Here is an 18,116-nt window from a genome sequence, read left to right as displayed (position 1 = left end):
ATATGCTATTCAGTTGTTTTTTCTTGTTTTGTTCGGCTAAATAAACTTCTAAATGATTGGAAAAAACTTTGTTCTTTTGAGGCGGCGACTAATCTTTTTGTTTCTTGAATTTCGCGAATTACTTGCATAAGTTGTGCATCACGGTTGCTATCTTTATTATAAATTTGATTTACGAGTTTATTCATTTTTTCTTCTTGTTTAGATTCTCGTTTATACATATGATTCATTAATAAGTCCATCTTTTCTTTTTGCAGAGCATCTGTTTGAGCGGCATGATCCACTAACTCTTGTAGCATTTTTTCCTGAGATCCTTCTTTTACATAAACTTGTTGCATCAACTCATCTAGCTTTTCATCTTTTAAACGATTTTGGGTAATAAGGGTAGAATTTTGATGAATAATGGCTTCATTTAGTTGAGCGAGCATTTCAAGTTTTAACATGAATTCCTCGAAGTTGCGCCCATCTTCTTTTTCTTTCGGTTGTATTTCTTGCGTATTTTGTATAACTGGTACAGGTGGGGCCTCTTTTTCTTTTAAAATAATTGGTATCGTTTCTGAAATATCTTCCTGCAATGTAGCAGCTCTTTCATGTATAGATTTCAATAGTTTTAAATCATCAAGTTTATAAATACGAGCATCAGCTGTTTTGGAAATTATATAACCATGTTCTTCTAACAGTTGACTATATTTGCGGACTATATGTTTTGGGATGCCTGTTTTATTCGTCACATCTTTCGTTTTATAGGTAGCTTCCATAATATTTCCTCCCCAAAAAGTATCGTATATATCATTTCAATCTTTTATGAGGACTTCCTTTGAAAAAGAATGTCGGAAGGTTATTAGTTTTCTACAGCATTAGTGAAAAGATGAAGAAAAATGAGAGTTTTTGGCGGAATGGCGAAGAAGAGCTAAAATAATGTCTGAAAACATATACAGGAGAAGTTTGTTATAATAACTGAGGAGAAGAAACTGGTAGAATCATGGAGGTATACATGAAGCAATTAAAAGGTATTATCATTTCAATTATTGCAATTCTTTCTATTGTAGTAGCGGTGTATGAAGTGCTTGTTCCAGAGGAAACAAGTATTAAAAAAACAAATGCGTATGATCAAGTTCTAGAATTTCCGAAAGATCGATACCCAGAGACAGGGAAACATATTACGGATGCTATAAAAGAAGGGCATTCAGAAGTGTGTACAATCGACCGTGGTGGAGCTGCGGATAGAAGAAAATTATCGTTAGCTCCATACCCATCAAAAAAAGGGTATGATCGTGATGAATGGCCAATGGCGATGTGTAAAGAAGGCGGAAAAGGAGCGCACATCGAATATATAAGTCCAGCAGATAATCGCGGAGCAGGCTCTTGGGTAGGAAATAAGTTAGATAAATACCCAGATGGTACGCGTGTAAAATTTGACGTAAAGTAGTAGTTGTATATTTCATAATGAAGGAGGAGGGAAACGATGGAGTTAACAATTTCGTATTCGCAATTAATGTTAATGAATTATGACGGTGAGCAGCCTTACGTTGACTGGACGGATGAAGATTTTGAGAGAGGTTATGCGAAGGCGGATGGAACTGTTATTTTTGAAGCACTTTCTGATTATACTTGTGAAGTAAAAGTGACCCCAGGGAAACATATTGAGAAAGAAGAAGTAATTAGAACGGTTACAGTTCCTTTTACAGTTGAAAATGAATGTATCGTTGTAACAAGTATTCTTTCAAATAAATTTCAAATTCCTATTCCAAATGGTGAGTATACGGTTGTATTACAGGCAACACCCCTTGAAGAACCAACGGATGATGAATTATATAAAATACAATATGAATTCTTTTTTGAAAGTAAAGAATAAAAAATGGGGTATCCTCAAAAAGGATACCCCATTTTTATTATGCGTTTGTTTTTAGCAAGGAACGAGCGTCTTTTGCCGCTTGCACCATGTGCTCTAAAGCTGGAATAACTTCTTCTGTTCTTCTCGTTTTTAAACCACAATCAGGATTAATCCAGAAATATTTAGGATCGCATACTTTTAAAGATTGTTCTACGATTTTATACATTTCATCTTTACTTGGTACACGTGGGCTATGAATATCATATACACCTAGACCGATGCCTTTTTCATATGTTGTATGTTTTAATGTATCAATAAATTCACCGTGACTTCTTGATGTTTCGATAGAAATCACATCTGCATCTAATGCGCGAATCGCATCAACGATATCTTCGAAGTTACTGTAACACATATGAGTATGAATTTGTGTTTCATTTGCTACAGATGAAGTGGCTAAAAGGAAGGATTGTACTGCCCATGTAATATAAGCGTCCCAATCTTTTTCTTTTAGTGGCATTCCTTCACGAAGTGCTGGCTCATCGACTTGAATTACTCGAATTCCGGAAGATTCAAGTAGTTCAATTTCATGACGAAGAGCTAATGCAATTTGATATGAAACTTCTTTTCTTGGAATGTCATTTCGAACGAAGGACCAATTTAAAATCGTAACAGGTCCAGTTAACATTCCTTTTACAACTTTCTCTGTTAAGCTTTGTGCATAAACAGTTTCCTTAATAGTCATTCCGTTAATAAAGGCTACATCACCATAAATAACAGGTGGTTTTACGCAGCGGGAACCGTATGATTGCACCCAACCGTTTTTAGTGAATGAGAAACCAGCAAGGCGTTCACCAAAATATTCGACCATGTCAGTTCTTTCAAACTCACCATGTACAAGAACATCAAGACCAATTTCTTCTTGGTAACGAATCCATTTTTCTGTCTCTTTTTCAATAAATTGTTCATATTGTTCATTTGAAATAACACCGTTACGCCATTCTTTTCGCGTTTGGCGAACTTCAGTTGTTTGCGGGAAGCTACCGATAGTTGTTGTTGGTAACAACGGTAACTTCAGAGCAACTTGTTGCAATTCGTATCGTTTTTCAAATGGAAGAGGTCGTGAAAAATCTTCTTCTTTTAGTGCTGTTCGTGCTGCTTTGACATCTTCTCGGTTACGTGCAGCAGATGAACGAATTGTATGATGTACATTTCGATATGTTTCCAGCTCATTACGAATGCTTTCTGTACCTTGAGTTAGAGCGGAATGAATAAGAACTAACTCTTCTAATTTTTGATTTGCAAATGCCAACGCGTCAAATAGCTCAGTCGATAAGTGAGTTTCTTCTGTTTTATCGATTGGCGTATGCAATAAGCTACAAGAAGGCTGAACGATGAAGTTTTTCGTTTGGACTTGTTTTTGTAACGTTGTAAATAACGTAAGAACTTCATCAAGATCGGCTCTCCAAATGTTACGGCCATCTATACAACCAACAGCTAAAGTTTTATCAGCTGGGAATCCATATTTTGAAATGGCATGTAGATTACCTTCTTTACCATGAATGAAATCTAATCCAATACTTGATACTGGGAATGTAATGATTTCTTCATAGTTTTCTTCTACACTATCAAAATATGTTTGTAAAAGAAGATTCGCATTTGGAACTTCTTTACGAATAGCTTCATAAATTTCTTTTGCTTGTTGAACTTCTTCTTTCGTTAAAGAAGCGAAAATCGGTTCATCAACTTGAATGATTTGTGCACCAGCTGCATGTAGTTCTGAAAGCAGTTGTACGTAAGGTGCAACTAACTGTTTTAAAATAGTAGCAAATTGCTCTTGTGTATAGCCTTTAGCTAATTTCAAGAAAGTATATGGTCCTAAAATAACAGGTTTTCCATCTACTCCTAATTCTTGTTTTGCCTCTTCGTATAAGCGAAGTGGACGATTATCTTTTAAAGAGATTTGTAATCCCTCTTCATATTCTGGAACGATATAATGATAGTTTGTGTTAAACCATTTTGTCATTTCGGAAGCTACGTGATCTTTAGAGCCACGCGCCATTGCGAAATATACATCAAGGTAAGATGTAAACTCAGAAAAACGTGATGGGATAAATCCTAGCATATAAGCAGTATCCAAAACGTGATCGTAATATGTAAAGTCGCCAATTGGAATAAGTTCAATCCCTTTTTCTTGCTGTGCTTTAACGTGTTTAAGACGAATTTCTTTCATTGTTGTTAAAAATTGTTCTTCATCAATTTTATTAGACCAAAAAGCTTCCAATGTTTTTTTCCACTCTCGTTGTAGTCCGATACGTGGATAACCTAAGTTACTTGTTTGAATTGCCATTTCAAATTCCTCCCTAATTGAAAGTAAGCATTTCCGTTTACTAGGAAATACCTATAACAAAAAGTATAAAGGCATAGAAAATAAGCCTTCCTTTTTGTTTTAACACCTCATCATCATCCGTGAATCTATCAGTGTTGTTAAAACAGGCAGGTCTCCTGACTTATGCTTCATATGATTTCTTTCACCTTCCCGTTTTCACAGTGGCATTAAAAAGAAATCTCAGCATTTACAGTGGCGGGACCGTGTTGGAGTTTCACCAAGCTTCCCTTTTAAACACGAAACAAACTGTTCGTGTACCCATTTTCCTTTTGAAAGGAATTTAACAAGCGATATGATATTGAAACAAATTCTAACACAATTTTTGGAATTTTGTCTACTGTTTTGAAATAAGAAAATTCTAAAGTTTTTTATTTTAATTATTTGTATTTTTCTGATTTTTTTAGAGTGAAGAAACATGAGGAGAATTGAAATAAAGTGCGATTAAATTTATAAAGAAATGGGTACCTATACATACATAAGATGCCAGTTATGTTATTAAATAATTGGTTTATCTTATATAGAAAATTAAACAAGCATAACCCCAACCTAAATTAGAATGGGGTTATACTTGTTTTAGACTTTGAAATAAAATAACTATATTGTCATTTTACAGTTTCTATTTTAAAAGTTTAATCCGTATCAATATCAATTTCTGAAAGTCGCCCGGCAACAGCATCTGCAAGAAGGGTGTTTAACCATTGCAATTCAACTGTAATATGTTCAATAACACTTTGCAAAATATATAGTTGTGCACGTGGAATTTGTCCGTTGCTACAGTCATAAATAGTTTGCATGTTATGTAAATATTGAATGGTATCATTTTTCTTTTTTTCTAAAATCGGAACTAACTCTTGGTCATCACCAAAATGAGCGAAAGAGAGTGCCGAATAAATTGGTTTATATATTTGATTTTTTGCCTCGAATTGTTTTAATAGTAATGTGTGAAATAACCGTTTACCTTCGTCTGTTATATGAAAAATTGTTTTATCTGGTCTATTTGTATCTCGAACAATAGTTGTAACACGAATTGCACCTTGCTTTTCTAATTGCTCGAAGGCGTAATAAAGTGATCCTTTTGCATATTTAATATAACAATCCATTTGTCTTTCTTTCATGATGTGTTGCACTTCATATGGATGTTTATCCCCTTCGAGTAGCAAACCGAGAATGACTAATTTCATGCTCATTCTGTCTCAACTGCTACTAAAAATATAGACAAATGTATATTCTTAGAGTATTCCTGCTTCTACGTGCCCTGCCTCGCTAATCACTTGCTACTACAGTTTGCTGTGACACTCCACAGGCGTAAATTCCGATGTAGCCCACCGTACATATATACAAACTATTTACGTTAGTATTGTATATTCTTTTGTTTGTAAAAGGTTGATCGCTGCGTTCAAATCTCTATCCATTACATTGCCACATTCACATGTATATACTCGGTCAGATAGCTTTAAATCCGCTTTCTTTTGACTGCAACATGAGCATAACTTTGACGATGGATAAAACCGGTCTACTTGACGTAATTCAATTCCATATTCCTCACATTTCGTCAAAAGCCACGTTTTAAAAGCAAAAAAAGACTGCTTGGCAATTGTTTTAGATAAATGTTTATTCTTCATCATACCTTTCACATTCAAATCTTCCACTGTAATAAACGTTGGCTTGGTTTTCACCACATTCGTTACAATAGACTTTACATACTCTATTCGAATATTCGCTAATCGAGCATGCAACTTTTGCACTCTAAGAACATTTTTATCTATATTCACTCTTTTATTAGTAACAGATTTTTCACCTCTTTTTTTAGATTTTCAAATTTACGTGCTAAAGAGCGTTGTTCACGTTTTAACCGTTTTTCTATCTTTTTTACTTTTATTGTTTTGTTGATGTTTTCATGAACGATACCATCGCTACGTGTAGCAAAATCCTTCACTCCTAAATCAATCCCTAGACCTATTTTATTGAGTGCTAACTTTGTTGCCATTTCTTCCAATTCGCAAAGTACAGATACAAAATATCTTCCTTTTGGGTTTCGGTAAGCAGGTAAAACACCTTGATTGTCCCACCTTTGCAATGTCTTAACAGAGACATTAAGCATTTCTGAAAATTCTTTTGGTTTATATTGTTTCATAATTACTTTTTTGCTATATATGCACACTTTTGTCTATGTTTTGTTTACTGTTTCTTTCTGCTGTATATAGAAACTTGATCCCGATTGGTGAGGGATAATAACCAGTAGGAATGGTTCCTTACTGATCAAAGATTTACTTTATATATTATAAACGGCATACCCTTTTTCATAAAGGGTATGCCGTTTCTTTTTTCTATACTAACTTACTTGCTTTTGTTTTTGTTTCGTTTTTGGTCCTGTAAAAAGACGCTCATTTCCCATAAGTAAAATGCAAATAATACTTAGTACAGCCGGGATCAGTGCCCAGAAGAATGTACTGGCAATAGATGTAGCTAGAGCTTCTTTAATACCAGTTAATATTTCAGTTGGTATTTTATCGGTAGCACCTGGTGATAATAAGAAACTTGTGTCTCCACCCTTTGGAGCTAATTTTGCTAGTTCAGGTGGGAAGAGAGTGTTTAGTTTATCTGTAAAAATATGATTTTGAATTGTACCGAAAATCGTTACACCAAGAGTCATACCGAGTGAACGGAAAAATGAGTTTGTTGATGTAGCAGAACCACGGTCTCTCATTTCTAATTTGTGAATCGAAGACATACTTAAAACTGAGAATGAGAAACCAACACCAAGTCCAGCGAGAACCATAAATAGTGTTACGAGTAGGCGAGGTGTGTCCATTGTTAAAGTGCTTAGTAAATAAATGCCAAGAACGAAGAAAACTCCAGATGCCATCATAATGTTACGATAACTTGTTCGAGAAGCTAACTGTCCACCCGTTTGACTTCCAATTACAGAGCCAATCATCATAGGTGTTAAAATTAATCCAGCATTTGAGGCTGAACCACCGAGAACACCTTGAACGAAGATTGGGATATAAACTGTACAGATGATAAAAGCGGCACCATAGAAAAAGGCAACACCTTGGCTAGCTGCGAATAAAGGTTTTTTAAATAGATGGAAAGAAATGATAGGCTCGGTTGCTTTTCGTTCTACGAAGAAGAAAATAATAAGCATAATAACAACTGTTGTAAATAAGCCGATAATCACAGTGGAATTCCATGCGTATTCTTTACCACCAAGTTCTAATGCGAACATTAAGCAAACGATACTAATAACAAGTGTAATAGCGCCAGCCCAATCAATTTTTTGTTTTCTAAATTCTAGAGATTCACTATAATATTTCGTAATGAAGAAGAAGGAGATAAGTCCTAATGGAATATTAATATAGAAGACCCAGTGCCAACTTATATAGTCTGTAATATAAGCACCTAATAAAGGGCCGAATACACTAGATGTTCCGAAAACAGCACCGAATAGCCCTGTCATTTTTCCGCGCTTTTCTGGTGGGAATATGTCGTACATAATAGTGAAGGCGATAGGCATAAGAGCTCCGCCACCAATTCCTTGAATTGCTCTATAAATACTTAATTGCTCAATACTAGATGCTGTTCCACAAAGTGCAGAACCGAACAAGAAAAGAATAAGGCCACCAATATAAAAGCGTTTCCGTCCGTACATATCAGAAAGTTTTCCGAAGATAGGCATTCCTGCCATTGTTGCTACCATATATGCAGACGTGACCCAAACGAACTTGTCAAATCCTCCTAGGTCTCCAACGATTGTTGCCATTGCTGTTGCAACGATTGTATTATCCATTGCCGCCATTAAAATACCAAGTAGTAAACCCGCAACAACAAATTTTGTCTTGCTGGAGTCTTTTTTTGATAATTGAGATTCCAAAGATAACCCTCCTTTAATAATAAGTAAACTATATTAAGTTTTGAGTGCAGCGCATAAAAATTATAAATATATTTTTAAAAATCAATTTACACAAGTGCACTGACAAAGCCATAAAGAATATTATAGTCAAGTTTGACTAAAAGGCAAACTTTTTCTTCCGTCAAAATATTCTGTTGTATGGACAGCGAAAGAGTGAGTAATACTTAGTATTGGTAAAAAGTCAATGAAGGAAATTGTAAAAAAATATTTCAGTAAGAATACCTGCTGTTAACAGATGAAAAATGGTTTTTTCTTTACTTTGTCGAATAGGATAAAAGGAAGAGTAATAACTATATATCGTTTGTAACGAGCTTTATTAATATTGTGTAGAGAGGCAGGATAAGGTCGTATGGATATGATGCATCTGAAATGGGGTGAATATTATTATGAAAATATGGAAACGAATTCCGGATCAAGGAAGGCGTTCAATACCGCTACAACCGGTATTATGGATTGATGGCTCAAAAAAGGAAAATGAATGTCCTAACGTAGCAGTTACATTACAAATCCGTAGTATGTATAAAGAAAAATTTTCATATGAACTGACCTATGATGTAAACGACATACTTATTATTCGAATTGAAGTTGAAAATAAAGGAATGGAAATGATTTCACGAGTTGTAGTAAGTCATATGATTCGAGATTATTTTGCCTATATTCCAAATTCATTAAAGGTTGATAAGGGGATGAGCGAGTTTCTGTTCCAGCTTGTAAGGTGGAGAATCGATAATTTATTACCAAATGAGAAGGTAGAGTTAATTTGTAAAATAAAAGCAAATAAAGATAAAGAACTCAAAAACACACTATTTCAGGCTACATATACATTTCAATATAACGGAGTATCATATGGTCCGTTGCAAACAAATGAAGTTGTTGTACGGCAATGATAAAAAGGAACCTGTATGAAAGGTTCCTTTTTGATTCCCTTTTTTGTTCGATCCATATTTACAATAGCGTCGATTTGATTGTATGTAATGAAGTTTACTCCGAAAGAATTAAATAGTAATTTTAGCGACTACAGAAACCCCGATAGTAAACGTATAATATCTGATAGATTTTTCTTTTGTAGCATGTAGGTCACCATATTTCTAAAATGATGCATGGCATATATATGAAATAGAATAGAAATGGTAGACAAGCTTAAGCGGAAATGTACACTCAATATGTACATTTTTTATTTTGTAGAAAAACATAATTGTTATAGAAACATATATTGGTATAGAAGGGAGGTGAAGTATGAAACATAAAGGGAAAATTAGTGGATTATTACTTGGGAATACAGTGGCAGTTACAGAATGGATTGCGCTTCAGGATGTAATTACAAAACTGGATTCGCGATCATTTTATACCGTCTTTATTATTTATATATTGCAAATGATACTCAGCTATTATTTTGGACATTGGTATGATAAAAAAGCGAGTGGGCGTATGGATACGGAAGTAGGAGGAATGGCAAGTAATGATTTTGTAGTTGATTTTTTTGAGAAAGTAGCTGCTTTATCGGAACGAGATTCTCATAATATTACAGTGTACATTCTTTCTGTGAAAGAATGGAAAGGACTAAAAGAAACAGTGCAAGAAAAAAAATTGGAGGTGTTAGTACAAAAATTGGAGAGCACGATTGTAAAGACAATTCGTAAAGGCGATGTAGTTACGAAGTGGGATGAAAATAAGTATGTGATTGTGGCGATTGATAACGGACATGAAAAATCGACAATAACAAACCGATTGATGAAAAATATTGAAAGTGAAATAGAAAATGGTTTGTTAAGTATGACTCTATTATTTGGGGCTGCTAGTTATCCGATAGAAGGAAAAACGTTTGAAGAATTGTTAAGAAAGGCACAAAATCAATTGTACCAGCATAGAAATTTGTAAAAAAATAAGTGAAATTTTGATTTGAAGAAATATGATATGAAGAAGTTTTGATTGTAACATTTTTTTGACTTTTATTACAAAAAGAACTTTTTTTGTAATAAAAGTCTTTAAAAATATATGAAATAGGCATATAATTATGATGGATGTGTCAATGCATTTTGCACAATGTGTTTCATTTTAAAAGTGTAGAGGAAAGCATACTCTACACTTTTCCTTTTTAGGGAATGGCAAGAATAATTGTAAGTTGTTGCAAGATAGCATTTATACTGTGTAAAATGAACGAAGAGATTATTTGATAGAAAGCGGGAAAGGGAATGATAGAATGATAGACGTGTGAGAACAACGAACATCTTTTATCAGGTGAATGATTACTGTTGTTCTTCAAATTATTATGGTTGTGATGAATGCCGTTGTACTTTTTTGTAATACATAATATCAATAGGTTTTAAAAAGTGCCAAGTAAAAGATGGATATGGAACTGCTATTTAGTTCAAAAACGGAAAATGTAATTTCAAGTAATACAATTTGTACAAGCATTATAAACAATATGAATGATTTTCGTGAAAAAGGTGCGAGTGTGGAGTTTATAGAAGGTTATATAATTTCATAGCTTTTTACACGATGATCGTATATAAGTAGGAGGAAAAAGATGTTGAAATATAGTAAATTAGCAATTGTAACTGCATTATCAATGACTTTACTAGCGGGTTGTTTCGGGCCGAAACCAGAAGAGGAATTATATGTTGCATTTGAAAATGCTGCAAAGCAAGAAAAAACAATGTTTGAAGATGCAAAAAAACTTGAAACTTTAGAGAAAGAGGGACAAGAATTATATAACCAGATTGTTCAAGAAGGAAAAGATAATAATCAAACTGTTAAGGAAAAACTAAACCAAGCAGTGAAAAATACAGATGAACGAGAAAAAGTGCTTAAAAAAGAAAAAGAATCTTTAAATAAGGCACAAGAAGAAGTGAAATCGGCAGATAAATATGTGAAGAAAATTGAAGATAAGAAATTGAAAGATCAAGCGGATAAAGTGAAAAGCACATATGAGAAACGACATGATTCATTTAACAAAATGTATGATAGCTATAATAAATCGTTAAAACAAGAAAAAGAATTATATACAATGTTACAAGATAAAGGTACGAAATTAAAAGATATTAGTGAAAAAGTAAAAGTAGTAAATCAGTCTTATAAAGATATTGAATCAGAAAAAGACAAGTTTAATGAATTTACGAAGTCTTATAATACAGAAAAAATTGCTTTTTATAAACAAGCAAATATTAAAATTAAAGAAGAGAAAAAATAAAACAGTTTGGCCTACAATTGGCCAAACTGTTTTATTTTTTTGTATAGGTACGACTATACCATGGGACAGGTTCACTTAATTTTTTTTCTTGTTTTAGCGCTTCAGGACCAATATAATCTTGAAGTGTTTTTTTTGCTACTGTTAAAGATAAGGTTGTTTTCGGATTTCGATAGGAGGATTCAAGATGACCGAGATGTGGTAGGATTCGAAAATCTTCTTTTGTAGGAGGAATATGGAAAAAGTAATCACCTAAACGTATAAGAACATCAGATTGTTGTTGGCTAAAACGTGGATTTCTAGAGAAATGTAATCCTTCTTTAATAGCTTTTTTTTCAGTAATTAAGCGTTCTAAAGCTGTCTTTTTTAACCAGTATAAATACTTCGGATTAGTTGCAGCTTTAGCATGACGATTCACAACGAAAATAGATTGAGCTAGTCGATTAATAGAATGTTGGTTTTGTAATTGAGATTGTGGTTGTGAAGGTTTCATATTAAATCTCCTTTCAATTTTTCATTATTATACCATAAGTAAAAAGCGATTTTTATTATATGCAAAAAGTGATTGTATATATTTTCAATATTAAAGCAATATTGTTACAAAAAACAACTATTTTGTATAATAGTAATAGAATGTGTTTTAGAAATTTGATAATGAAAGAGTGAGAAGTTTGAAAGAAATATTAAAACAGCAATATGCCATTATAGATATTGGATCTAATACAATGCGTTTAGTTATTTATGAAAAGCAAAACGGAGGTTTTTATAAAGAGATTGAAAATACGAAAGTGGTTGCAAGGTTAAGGAATTACTTAGTCGATGGTGTGTTGATTGAAGAAGGAATAGAGGTATTGTTACAAACATTATTTCAATTTCAAGAAAGTACACGATTCCATCAGTTGCGCCATGTACTTTGTGTTGCAACAGCAACAATTAGGCAGGCTGAGAATCAAGAGGAAATTAAAAAACTTGTTGAAGGACAAACAGACTTTACTCTTAGAGTATTATCAGAATATGAAGAAGCACGTTACGGCTATTTAGCAGTTATGAATTCAACTTCGTTCTCTGAAGGAATTACAGTAGATATTGGTGGAGGAAGTACGGAAGTTACATACTTTCGAAATAGAGAGATTTTAGAGTATCATAGCTTTCCTTTTGGAGCACTTTCTTTAAAGCAGTTTATTAAAGAGGACATACCTACTGAAGAAGAGTTGGAAAAGATTCGAACGTACTTAGAATATCAATTTCGAACATTACCATGGTTAATTGATAAGAAGTTGCCTCTTATTGCAATTGGTGGTAGTGCGAGGAACTTAGTGAAAATTCATCAAAATTTAATTTGTTATCCTATAGCAGGGGTACATTTATATAAGATGAAAGAAGAAGATATTAAAAATGTGAAAGAAGAATTAGAAGCATTGTCGTTCATAGAACTTCAAAAATTGGAAGGATTGGCAAAAGATCGAGCAGATACAATTGTTCCAGCAGTCGAAGTATTTCATACGCTTGTTAATGTTATAGAGGCGCCATCATTTGTATTAAGTAGAAAAGGATTACGAGAAGGTGTTTTCTATGAAGAGTTGACAAAAGATTTGGGGATTTCATATTATCCGAACGTGGTCGAAGAAAGTTTGTATTTATTATCACATGAATATGAAATGGATATGGAATTTGTAATGCAGCTTATTAAACATGGAAGATTGATTTGTCAACAACTTGAACAAACAGGGCTGATTTCTATGTCAGTAAAAGACTGGGAAGTATTCCATCAAGCAGCGAAAGTATTTAATATAGGCAAATATATAGACGAAGAAGCGAGCCGCTTACATACGTTTTATTTATTAGCGAATAAAACAATTGATGGTATGATGCACAAAGAGCGAGTAAGATTAGCGCTTATTGCGTCTTATAAATCAAAAATGTTATTCAAACAACATTTGTCACCATTTGAAGGATGGTTTGATAAAAATGAACAAAAGAAAATTCGCCTTTTAGGGGCTGTTTTACAATTTTCAGCAGCTTTAAATATAAGACAAAGATCGCTTGTTGAATCAATATCTATAACAGAAAGTAAAGAAGGATTAACATTTGAAATTGTATGTGAACAATCGGCGTTAGCGGAAAAAGTGCAAGCTGAAAAGCAGAAGAAACAGCTAGAAAGAGTATTGAAAACAAATATTACCTTATTATTTAAATTAAAGCATTGAGTTGTACGGATGTCTTTACAAAAAATTTACACTTTATAATATTGTAATTTGCTAAAATGAAAGTAACTAAATTATAGTAAAAAAGTTTCAAGGGGAAGTGTGAAGAGAATGGAATTATCGAAGGGGAATATAGTAAATTTAAATGATACAGCTTATTACAACAATCGAGAGTTAAGTTGGTTAGCATTTAATGAACGTGTACTACAAGAAGCACAAGATGAAACGAATCCACTCTTAGAAAGATTAAAGTTTATTAGCATTTTTAGCTCAAATTTAGATGAATTCTTTATGGTACGCGTGGCAGGATTGAAGGATCAAGTGAGTGCTGGTTTTAACCAACCAGAAAATAAGGCCGGCTTAACACCAAAAAAGCAACTAAATAAAATTGCGATAAAAGCACATGAATTAATGACCGTACAGTATGGTACGTTTAAAAATTATGTGTTGCCAGCGCTGGAGTTAGAGGGGATTGAGCGTTTAACATTCCATGATTTGACGAAAGAACAGAGAGAATTTATAGAAGAGTATTTTGATGAACAAATTTTCCCAGTCTTAACACCTGTGGCTATCGATGCATATCGTCCATTTCCGATGTTATTAAATAAAAGTTTAAATTTAGCTACTCTTTTATATGATGAGAAACAAGTGGAAGAAGAAAACCGCACGAAGTTAGGAATTGTACAAGTTCCTTCACTACTGGAACGTTTCATATTTTTACCGAGTGAAGGACAAAAGCATAAATTTATTTTATTAGAAGACGTAATTAGTAGTTTTACTCATAAATTATTTACAGGATATAAAGTATCATCTGTTACTCGTTTCCGTATTACACGCAATGCGGATTTAACAATTCACGAAGAAGGTGCGAGAGATTTATTAAAGGTAATTGAAAAAGAATTAAAAAAGCGTAAGTGGGGAGCTGCTGTACGTTTAGAAGTTGGCAAAGAGCATATTGATGAAAGAGTATTAGCATTATTATATGAGGTGTTGGAAGTAAAGGATGAAGATGTGTATATAATGGATGGACCGTTAGATTTAACATGTCTATTTTCTTTATATAAAAAACTAGCTCCTTTATATGAGCATCTAGTATATCCGGCTCTTATTCCGCAACGGCCTCAAGACTTAGGGGATGCAGAAGATGTATTTGAAAAAGCGATTGAGCATGATATTTTATTACATCATCCCTTTGAATCGTTTCAGCCAGTAGTTGATTTTATTCGTGATGCGGCAGACGATCCGAATGTACTTGCAATTAAACAAACATTATATCGAGTAAGTGGGGATTCGCCGATTATTCAGGCGCTAAAGGTAGCGGCTGAAAAAGGGAAGCAAGTGACAGTATTAGTTGAATTAAAGGCAAGATTTGATGAAGAAAATAATGTGCATTGGGCTAAAGAATTAGAACAGGCGGGATGTCATGTTATTTACGGTGTAAGTCATTTGAAAACACATAGTAAAATTACACTAGTTGTAAGAAGAAAAAACGGAAAAATCGAAAGGTTCGTACATCTTGGGACCGGAAATTACAATGATGCAACCGCAAAGCTATATACCGATTTTGGCTATATTACATCGCGAAAAGACTTTGGGGTCGATGCAACAAATTTCTTTAATTATTTGAGTGGTTATACAACAAAACCGCATTTTCATCATTTATCGGTTGCGCCATTTGATATAAGAGAGCAATTTATGGATTTAATAGATGAAGAAATTCGTTATCATAGGCAATATGGAAATGGATATATCATTGCTAAAATGAATTCATTAACTGATAAACCACTCATTAAAAAAATGTATGAAGCATCACAAGCTGGAGTAAAGGTAGAGCTCATCGTTCGAGGAACATGTTGCCTACGACCTGGTATTCCAAATGTAAGTGAAAATATTCGGGTAGTTAGTGTTGTTGGGAGATATTTAGAACATAGTCGAATTTATTATTTCCATCATAATGGGGAAGAGAAAATATACTTATCTTCAGCTGACTGGATGACGCGGAATATGGAGAAGCGAGTAGAAATATCCTTCCCGATATTAGATATTGAAATGAAGGCGAGAATTAAGGCGATTTTACAGCTTACTTTAGCTGATAATGTGAAAACACGTGAACAAAATAAAGACGGTGACTATTATTATGTTATTAATAATGGGGCAGAAGAGATTGATAGCCAATTGAAGTTATTTAAGATGGCGTATCAAAACACAGATGCCGAATAATGAGAACAAAGTAAAAAACCTCTTTTTTAAGAGGTTTTTTACTTTGTTCTCTACTTATTATAAAGGATGCGTAGAGAGAATACTTTTTATTATAAGCATGTTAATGGATTATGAATCGGTTAAGAGAGGGAATAACATTGGTAGAATTGTTGCGGTACATTAATAATAGTATGGCTGTTGACAAGGTCCACCATAACAAGGGTAAGGTGCTGGCGGTGGGAAAGGTGGTGGATATGGTGGGTAATACGGTCTAGGACCGAAAGCTAATGCTCCGCCAAGCAGTCCACCAGCAATACCAGCTAGAAATGGGACGCCAAAAAACGGAAAGAAGCGTGAGTCGCCTACTGGACCAATAGGTGCTGAACGGACTGGGATTGGTTGATAATATGGATACATGAACAAACCTCCTTTATTGGACTCACTTTTATCATATGGTAAATGAAACGTGGATGAGCGCGTACAAGAAAGGATATGTAAGAAAATAGGCGAATGATTATGAATGTTGGAGCGTGAAAATCGTAATTTCAGGTTTTGACATAAATCGGAAGGGGACACGAGTTCTTCCGAGGCCTCGGTTGACATAGAGAGCTAAATCTTGGATCGTATAGAAACCTTCTACATAGTTTTTAGCAAGTGCTGGGGTAATAATAGCGCCCAAAAAAGGAATTTGTACTTGTCCGCCATGGCTATGACCAGAAAGCTGTAAGTTAACTGGATAGTTAGCGATTTGCGGTGCAATATCTGGTTCGTGAACAAGAACAATGTTATAAATGTTTTTCCGAGCGCGCTGTAGTGTCTCCTTTATTTTGGGTTTGCCTAATAGTATATCATCAAGACCGAAAATTGAAATTTCACTATTATCCAGTAGACGGATTCTCTTTTCGCTGTTTAGTAACAGTTCAAATCCAGATTCACGCATGATGTGTTCGTAGTATTCCGTTCCATATCCGCCGTGATCATGGTTACCATAAATAGAAAATTTACCGAAGGGTGCTTGTATATTTTTTAAAATAGATGCAACGAAAGGAGTGTCAGTATATGTTTGATAGTTATCAATGAGATCACCAGTAAAAAGAACAATGTCGGGTTTTACAGCATTAATTTTAGAAACGATTTTAGATAAATGGTGGAGAGAGAAATAGTATCCGAGATGTAAATCGCTAAATTGAAGAATCTTCATACCATGAAAACTTTTTGGTATGAGTTGTGATTTCAGTGTATGTTCTGTAAAAGAGAGTAGATGAGGCTCAATATATTTAGCATAATAGTATCCGATGCTAGTCGTTATAAATGAATATAGACAAGTTCGCATTCCAGTTTTTAAAAAATCTCTTCTTGTAATTTTCTTCATAAAAATATGAGTATACCTATTTGACTTATATCATATATGTTCGTTCTATTTACAGGTTACTCAAACCTCCTTTTCAGTTTATTTGAAATATATTTTAAATAATAAAAAAGTAGTATTGATTACGAAAAAACGAATGAAAAGAAATCTCTTTACGTTAAAATATCAGAAAAGTTTAAAAATATAAAGATTTCTATTAAATAAAATGATAAAATGAATGTATATTCATTTTTTGGAGGGGATATATATGAAAGAAAAAGTAGTTATTATAACAGGTGGATCGAGCGGAATGGGAAAAGGAATGGCGACTCGTTTTGCAAAAGAAGGGGCACGAGTTGTTATTACAGGACGTACAAAGGAAAAACTAGAGGAAACAAAATTGGAAATTGAACAATTTCCAGGACAAATATTACCGGTACAAATGGATGTAAGAAATACGGATGATATTCAGAAAATGATTGAACAGATTGATGAGAAGTTTGGACGAATTGATATTTTAATAAATAATGCAGCTGGAAACTTTATTTGTCCAGCAGAAGATTTATCCGTGAACGGCTGGAATTCGGTTATTAATATTGTGTTAAACGGTACATTTTACTGTAGCCAGGCTGTCGGAAAATATTGGATTGAAAAAGGTATAAAAGGAAATATCATTAACATGGTAGCAACATATGCGTGGGATGCAGGTCCGGGAGTTATTCATTCGGCTGCAGCGAAGGCTGGAGTATTAGCAATGACGAAAACACTCGCTGTTGAGTGGGGACGTAAATATGGAATCCGAGTTAACGCTATTGCGCCAGGACCAATTGAACGTACGGGCGGTGCTGATAAATTATGGATTTCAGAAGAAATGGCTAAGCGTACGATACAAAGTGTTCCGCTTGGAAGACTGGGTACGCCAGAAGAAATTGCAGGTCTAGCTTATTATTTATGTTCAGATGAAGCTGCGTACATAAATGGAACTTGTATGACAATGGATGGAGGACAACATTTACATCAATATCCATTTTAAAAGGGATAAGGAAAA

General features: G+C 33.9%; 15 protein-coding genes, 2 pseudogenes and 1 riboswitch. Of the genes and pseudogenes, 8 read left to right on the top strand and 9 right to left on the bottom strand.

All coding sequences use genetic code 11. The features are described 5' to 3' along the window. Nucleotides 1-5: 5 nt before the first annotated feature. Entirely contained in the window at nucleotides 6-755 is a 750-nt protein-coding gene (locus EGX95_RS18790) for a DUF3967 domain-containing protein (protein WP_000388462.1), read from the bottom strand. A gap of 236 nt (nucleotides 756-991) precedes the next feature. Between EGX95_RS18790 and nucA the strand changes: the two genes are divergently transcribed. Continuing rightward, nucleotides 992-1,426 carry a DNA-entry nuclease gene (gene nucA / locus EGX95_RS18785; protein WP_000811499.1) on the top strand — a complete coding sequence of 145 codons (435 nt, stop codon included), beginning with the start codon at nucleotides 992-994 and terminating at the stop codon, nucleotides 1,424-1,426. Nucleotides 1,427-1,462: 36 nt separating this feature from the next. Continuing rightward, a complete protein-coding gene (gene comJ, locus EGX95_RS18780; protein ID WP_000424028.1) occupies nucleotides 1,463-1,852 on the top strand; it encodes a competence protein ComJ in 390 nt (129 codons plus the stop codon). A gap of 37 nt (nucleotides 1,853-1,889) precedes the next feature. Here comJ and metE read toward each other — a convergent pair whose 3' ends face one another. From metE to EGX95_RS18755, 4 genes and pseudogenes are all read right to left on the bottom strand, one after another. Further along, complete coding sequence (metE, locus tag EGX95_RS18775) at nucleotides 1,890-4,178, bottom strand: 5-methyltetrahydropteroyltriglutamate--homocysteine S-methyltransferase (RefSeq protein ID WP_001007591.1); 2,289 nt, start codon at nucleotides 4,176-4,178, stop codon at nucleotides 1,890-1,892. 127 nt (nucleotides 4,179-4,305) lie between these two features. Then, a riboswitch (cobalamin riboswitch) is annotated at nucleotides 4,306-4,494 on the bottom strand. 352 nt (nucleotides 4,495-4,846) lie between these two features. Beyond that, a complete protein-coding gene (locus tag EGX95_RS18770; RefSeq protein ID WP_000062073.1) occupies nucleotides 4,847-5,404 on the bottom strand; it encodes a PadR family transcriptional regulator in 558 nt (185 codons plus the stop codon). Between the two features lie 159 nt (nucleotides 5,405-5,563). Then, nucleotides 5,564-6,351 (bottom strand): annotated as a pseudogene (locus EGX95_RS18760) (transposase). A gap of 198 nt (nucleotides 6,352-6,549) precedes the next feature. Next, nucleotides 6,550-8,091, bottom strand: coding sequence for an MDR family MFS transporter (locus EGX95_RS18755; RefSeq protein ID WP_000445753.1), 1,542 nt, complete (start codon nucleotides 8,089-8,091; stop codon nucleotides 6,550-6,552). Between the two features lie 425 nt (nucleotides 8,092-8,516). On the opposite strand from EGX95_RS18755, the gene EGX95_RS18750 reads away from it, so the two are divergent. After that, nucleotides 8,517-9,017 (top strand): hypothetical protein, encoded by a 501-nt coding sequence (locus EGX95_RS18750; protein ID WP_000708168.1) that lies wholly within the window; start codon nucleotides 8,517-8,519, stop codon nucleotides 9,015-9,017. Here EGX95_RS18750 and EGX95_RS18745 read toward each other — a convergent pair. Continuing rightward, nucleotides 8,957-9,202: pseudogene (locus tag EGX95_RS18745) on the bottom strand (hypothetical protein). The gene EGX95_RS18750 and the pseudogene EGX95_RS18745 overlap by 61 nt on opposite strands. Before the next feature lie 164 nt (nucleotides 9,203-9,366). Here EGX95_RS18745 and EGX95_RS18740 point away from each other — a divergent pair. Further along, the gene (locus tag EGX95_RS18740; protein WP_000680836.1) at nucleotides 9,367-10,008 is read left to right on the top strand and encodes a diguanylate cyclase domain-containing protein; all 642 of its coding nucleotides are present in this window, start codon (nucleotides 9,367-9,369) and stop codon (nucleotides 10,006-10,008) included. Between the two features lie 649 nt (nucleotides 10,009-10,657). Then, nucleotides 10,658-11,320: a YkyA family protein gene (locus tag EGX95_RS18735; protein WP_000922491.1), complete on the top strand. Its 663-nt coding sequence runs from the start codon at nucleotides 10,658-10,660 to the stop codon at nucleotides 11,318-11,320. A gap of 31 nt (nucleotides 11,321-11,351) precedes the next feature. Here the strand turns inward: EGX95_RS18735 and EGX95_RS18730 are convergent, their stop codons facing one another. Continuing rightward, nucleotides 11,352-11,810: a YkyB family protein gene (locus EGX95_RS18730; protein WP_000804868.1), complete on the bottom strand. Its 459-nt coding sequence runs from the start codon at nucleotides 11,808-11,810 to the stop codon at nucleotides 11,352-11,354. 178 nt (nucleotides 11,811-11,988) lie between these two features. On the opposite strand from EGX95_RS18730, the gene ppx reads away from it, so the two are divergent. Beyond that, nucleotides 11,989-13,524, top strand: coding sequence for an exopolyphosphatase (gene ppx, locus EGX95_RS18725; RefSeq protein ID WP_000658868.1), 1,536 nt, complete (start codon nucleotides 11,989-11,991; stop codon nucleotides 13,522-13,524). Between the two features lie 108 nt (nucleotides 13,525-13,632). After that, nucleotides 13,633-15,741 carry a polyphosphate kinase gene (locus EGX95_RS18720; protein ID WP_000423557.1) on the top strand — a complete coding sequence of 703 codons (2,109 nt, stop codon included), beginning with the start codon at nucleotides 13,633-13,635 and terminating at the stop codon, nucleotides 15,739-15,741. A gap of 159 nt (nucleotides 15,742-15,900) precedes the next feature. On the opposite strand, the gene EGX95_RS18715 is transcribed toward EGX95_RS18720, so the two are convergent. Next, nucleotides 15,901-16,137 carry a hypothetical protein gene (locus EGX95_RS18715; protein WP_000283743.1) on the bottom strand — a complete coding sequence of 79 codons (237 nt, stop codon included), beginning with the start codon at nucleotides 16,135-16,137 and terminating at the stop codon, nucleotides 15,901-15,903. A gap of 97 nt (nucleotides 16,138-16,234) precedes the next feature. Continuing rightward, nucleotides 16,235-17,092, bottom strand: a complete 858-nt coding sequence (locus tag EGX95_RS18710; RefSeq protein ID WP_000724510.1) for a metallophosphoesterase — start codon at nucleotides 17,090-17,092, stop codon at nucleotides 16,235-16,237. 244 nt (nucleotides 17,093-17,336) lie between these two features. On the opposite strand from EGX95_RS18710, the gene fadH reads away from it, so the two are divergent. Then, nucleotides 17,337-18,101, top strand: a complete 765-nt coding sequence (fadH, locus tag EGX95_RS18705; RefSeq protein WP_000660909.1) for a 2,4-dienoyl-CoA reductase — start codon at nucleotides 17,337-17,339, stop codon at nucleotides 18,099-18,101. Nucleotides 18,102-18,116 lie beyond the last annotated feature (15 nt).

Source organism: Bacillus sp. FDAARGOS_527 (assembly GCF_003812125.1).
GTDB classification, from domain to species: Bacteria; Bacillota; Bacilli; order Bacillales; family Bacillaceae_G; genus Bacillus_A; species Bacillus_A paranthracis.
This window is presented reverse-complemented; position numbering and strand designations above follow the sequence as displayed.

What these genes read in the sequence shown, in the direction of transcription:
- EGX95_RS18790 (WP_000388462.1), bottom strand. Translation starts at nt 755, where the DNA reads ATGGAAGCTACCTATAAAACGAAAGATGTGACGAATAAAACAGGCATC.
- nucA (WP_000811499.1), top strand. Translation starts at nt 992, where the DNA reads ATGAAGCAATTAAAAGGTATTATCATTTCAATTATTGCAATTCTTTCT.
- comJ (WP_000424028.1), top strand. Translation starts at nt 1,463, where the DNA reads ATGGAGTTAACAATTTCGTATTCGCAATTAATGTTAATGAATTATGAC.
- metE (WP_001007591.1), bottom strand. Translation starts at nt 4,178, where the DNA reads ATGGCAATTCAAACAAGTAACTTAGGTTATCCACGTATCGGACTACAA.
- EGX95_RS18770 (WP_000062073.1), bottom strand. Translation starts at nt 5,404, where the DNA reads ATGAGCATGAAATTAGTCATTCTCGGTTTGCTACTCGAAGGGGATAAA.
- EGX95_RS18750 (WP_000708168.1), top strand. Translation starts at nt 8,517, where the DNA reads ATGAAAATATGGAAACGAATTCCGGATCAAGGAAGGCGTTCAATACCG.
- EGX95_RS18740 (WP_000680836.1), top strand. Translation starts at nt 9,367, where the DNA reads ATGAAACATAAAGGGAAAATTAGTGGATTATTACTTGGGAATACAGTG.
- EGX95_RS18735 (WP_000922491.1), top strand. Translation starts at nt 10,658, where the DNA reads ATGTTGAAATATAGTAAATTAGCAATTGTAACTGCATTATCAATGACT.
- EGX95_RS18730 (WP_000804868.1), bottom strand. Translation starts at nt 11,810, where the DNA reads ATGAAACCTTCACAACCACAATCTCAATTACAAAACCAACATTCTATT.
- EGX95_RS18720 (WP_000423557.1), top strand. Translation starts at nt 13,633, where the DNA reads ATGGAATTATCGAAGGGGAATATAGTAAATTTAAATGATACAGCTTAT.
- EGX95_RS18715 (WP_000283743.1), bottom strand. Translation starts at nt 16,137, where the DNA reads ATGTATCCATATTATCAACCAATCCCAGTCCGTTCAGCACCTATTGGT.
- EGX95_RS18710 (WP_000724510.1), bottom strand. Translation starts at nt 17,092, where the DNA reads ATGAAGAAAATTACAAGAAGAGATTTTTTAAAAACTGGAATGCGAACT.
- fadH (WP_000660909.1), top strand. Translation starts at nt 17,337, where the DNA reads ATGAAAGAAAAAGTAGTTATTATAACAGGTGGATCGAGCGGAATGGGA.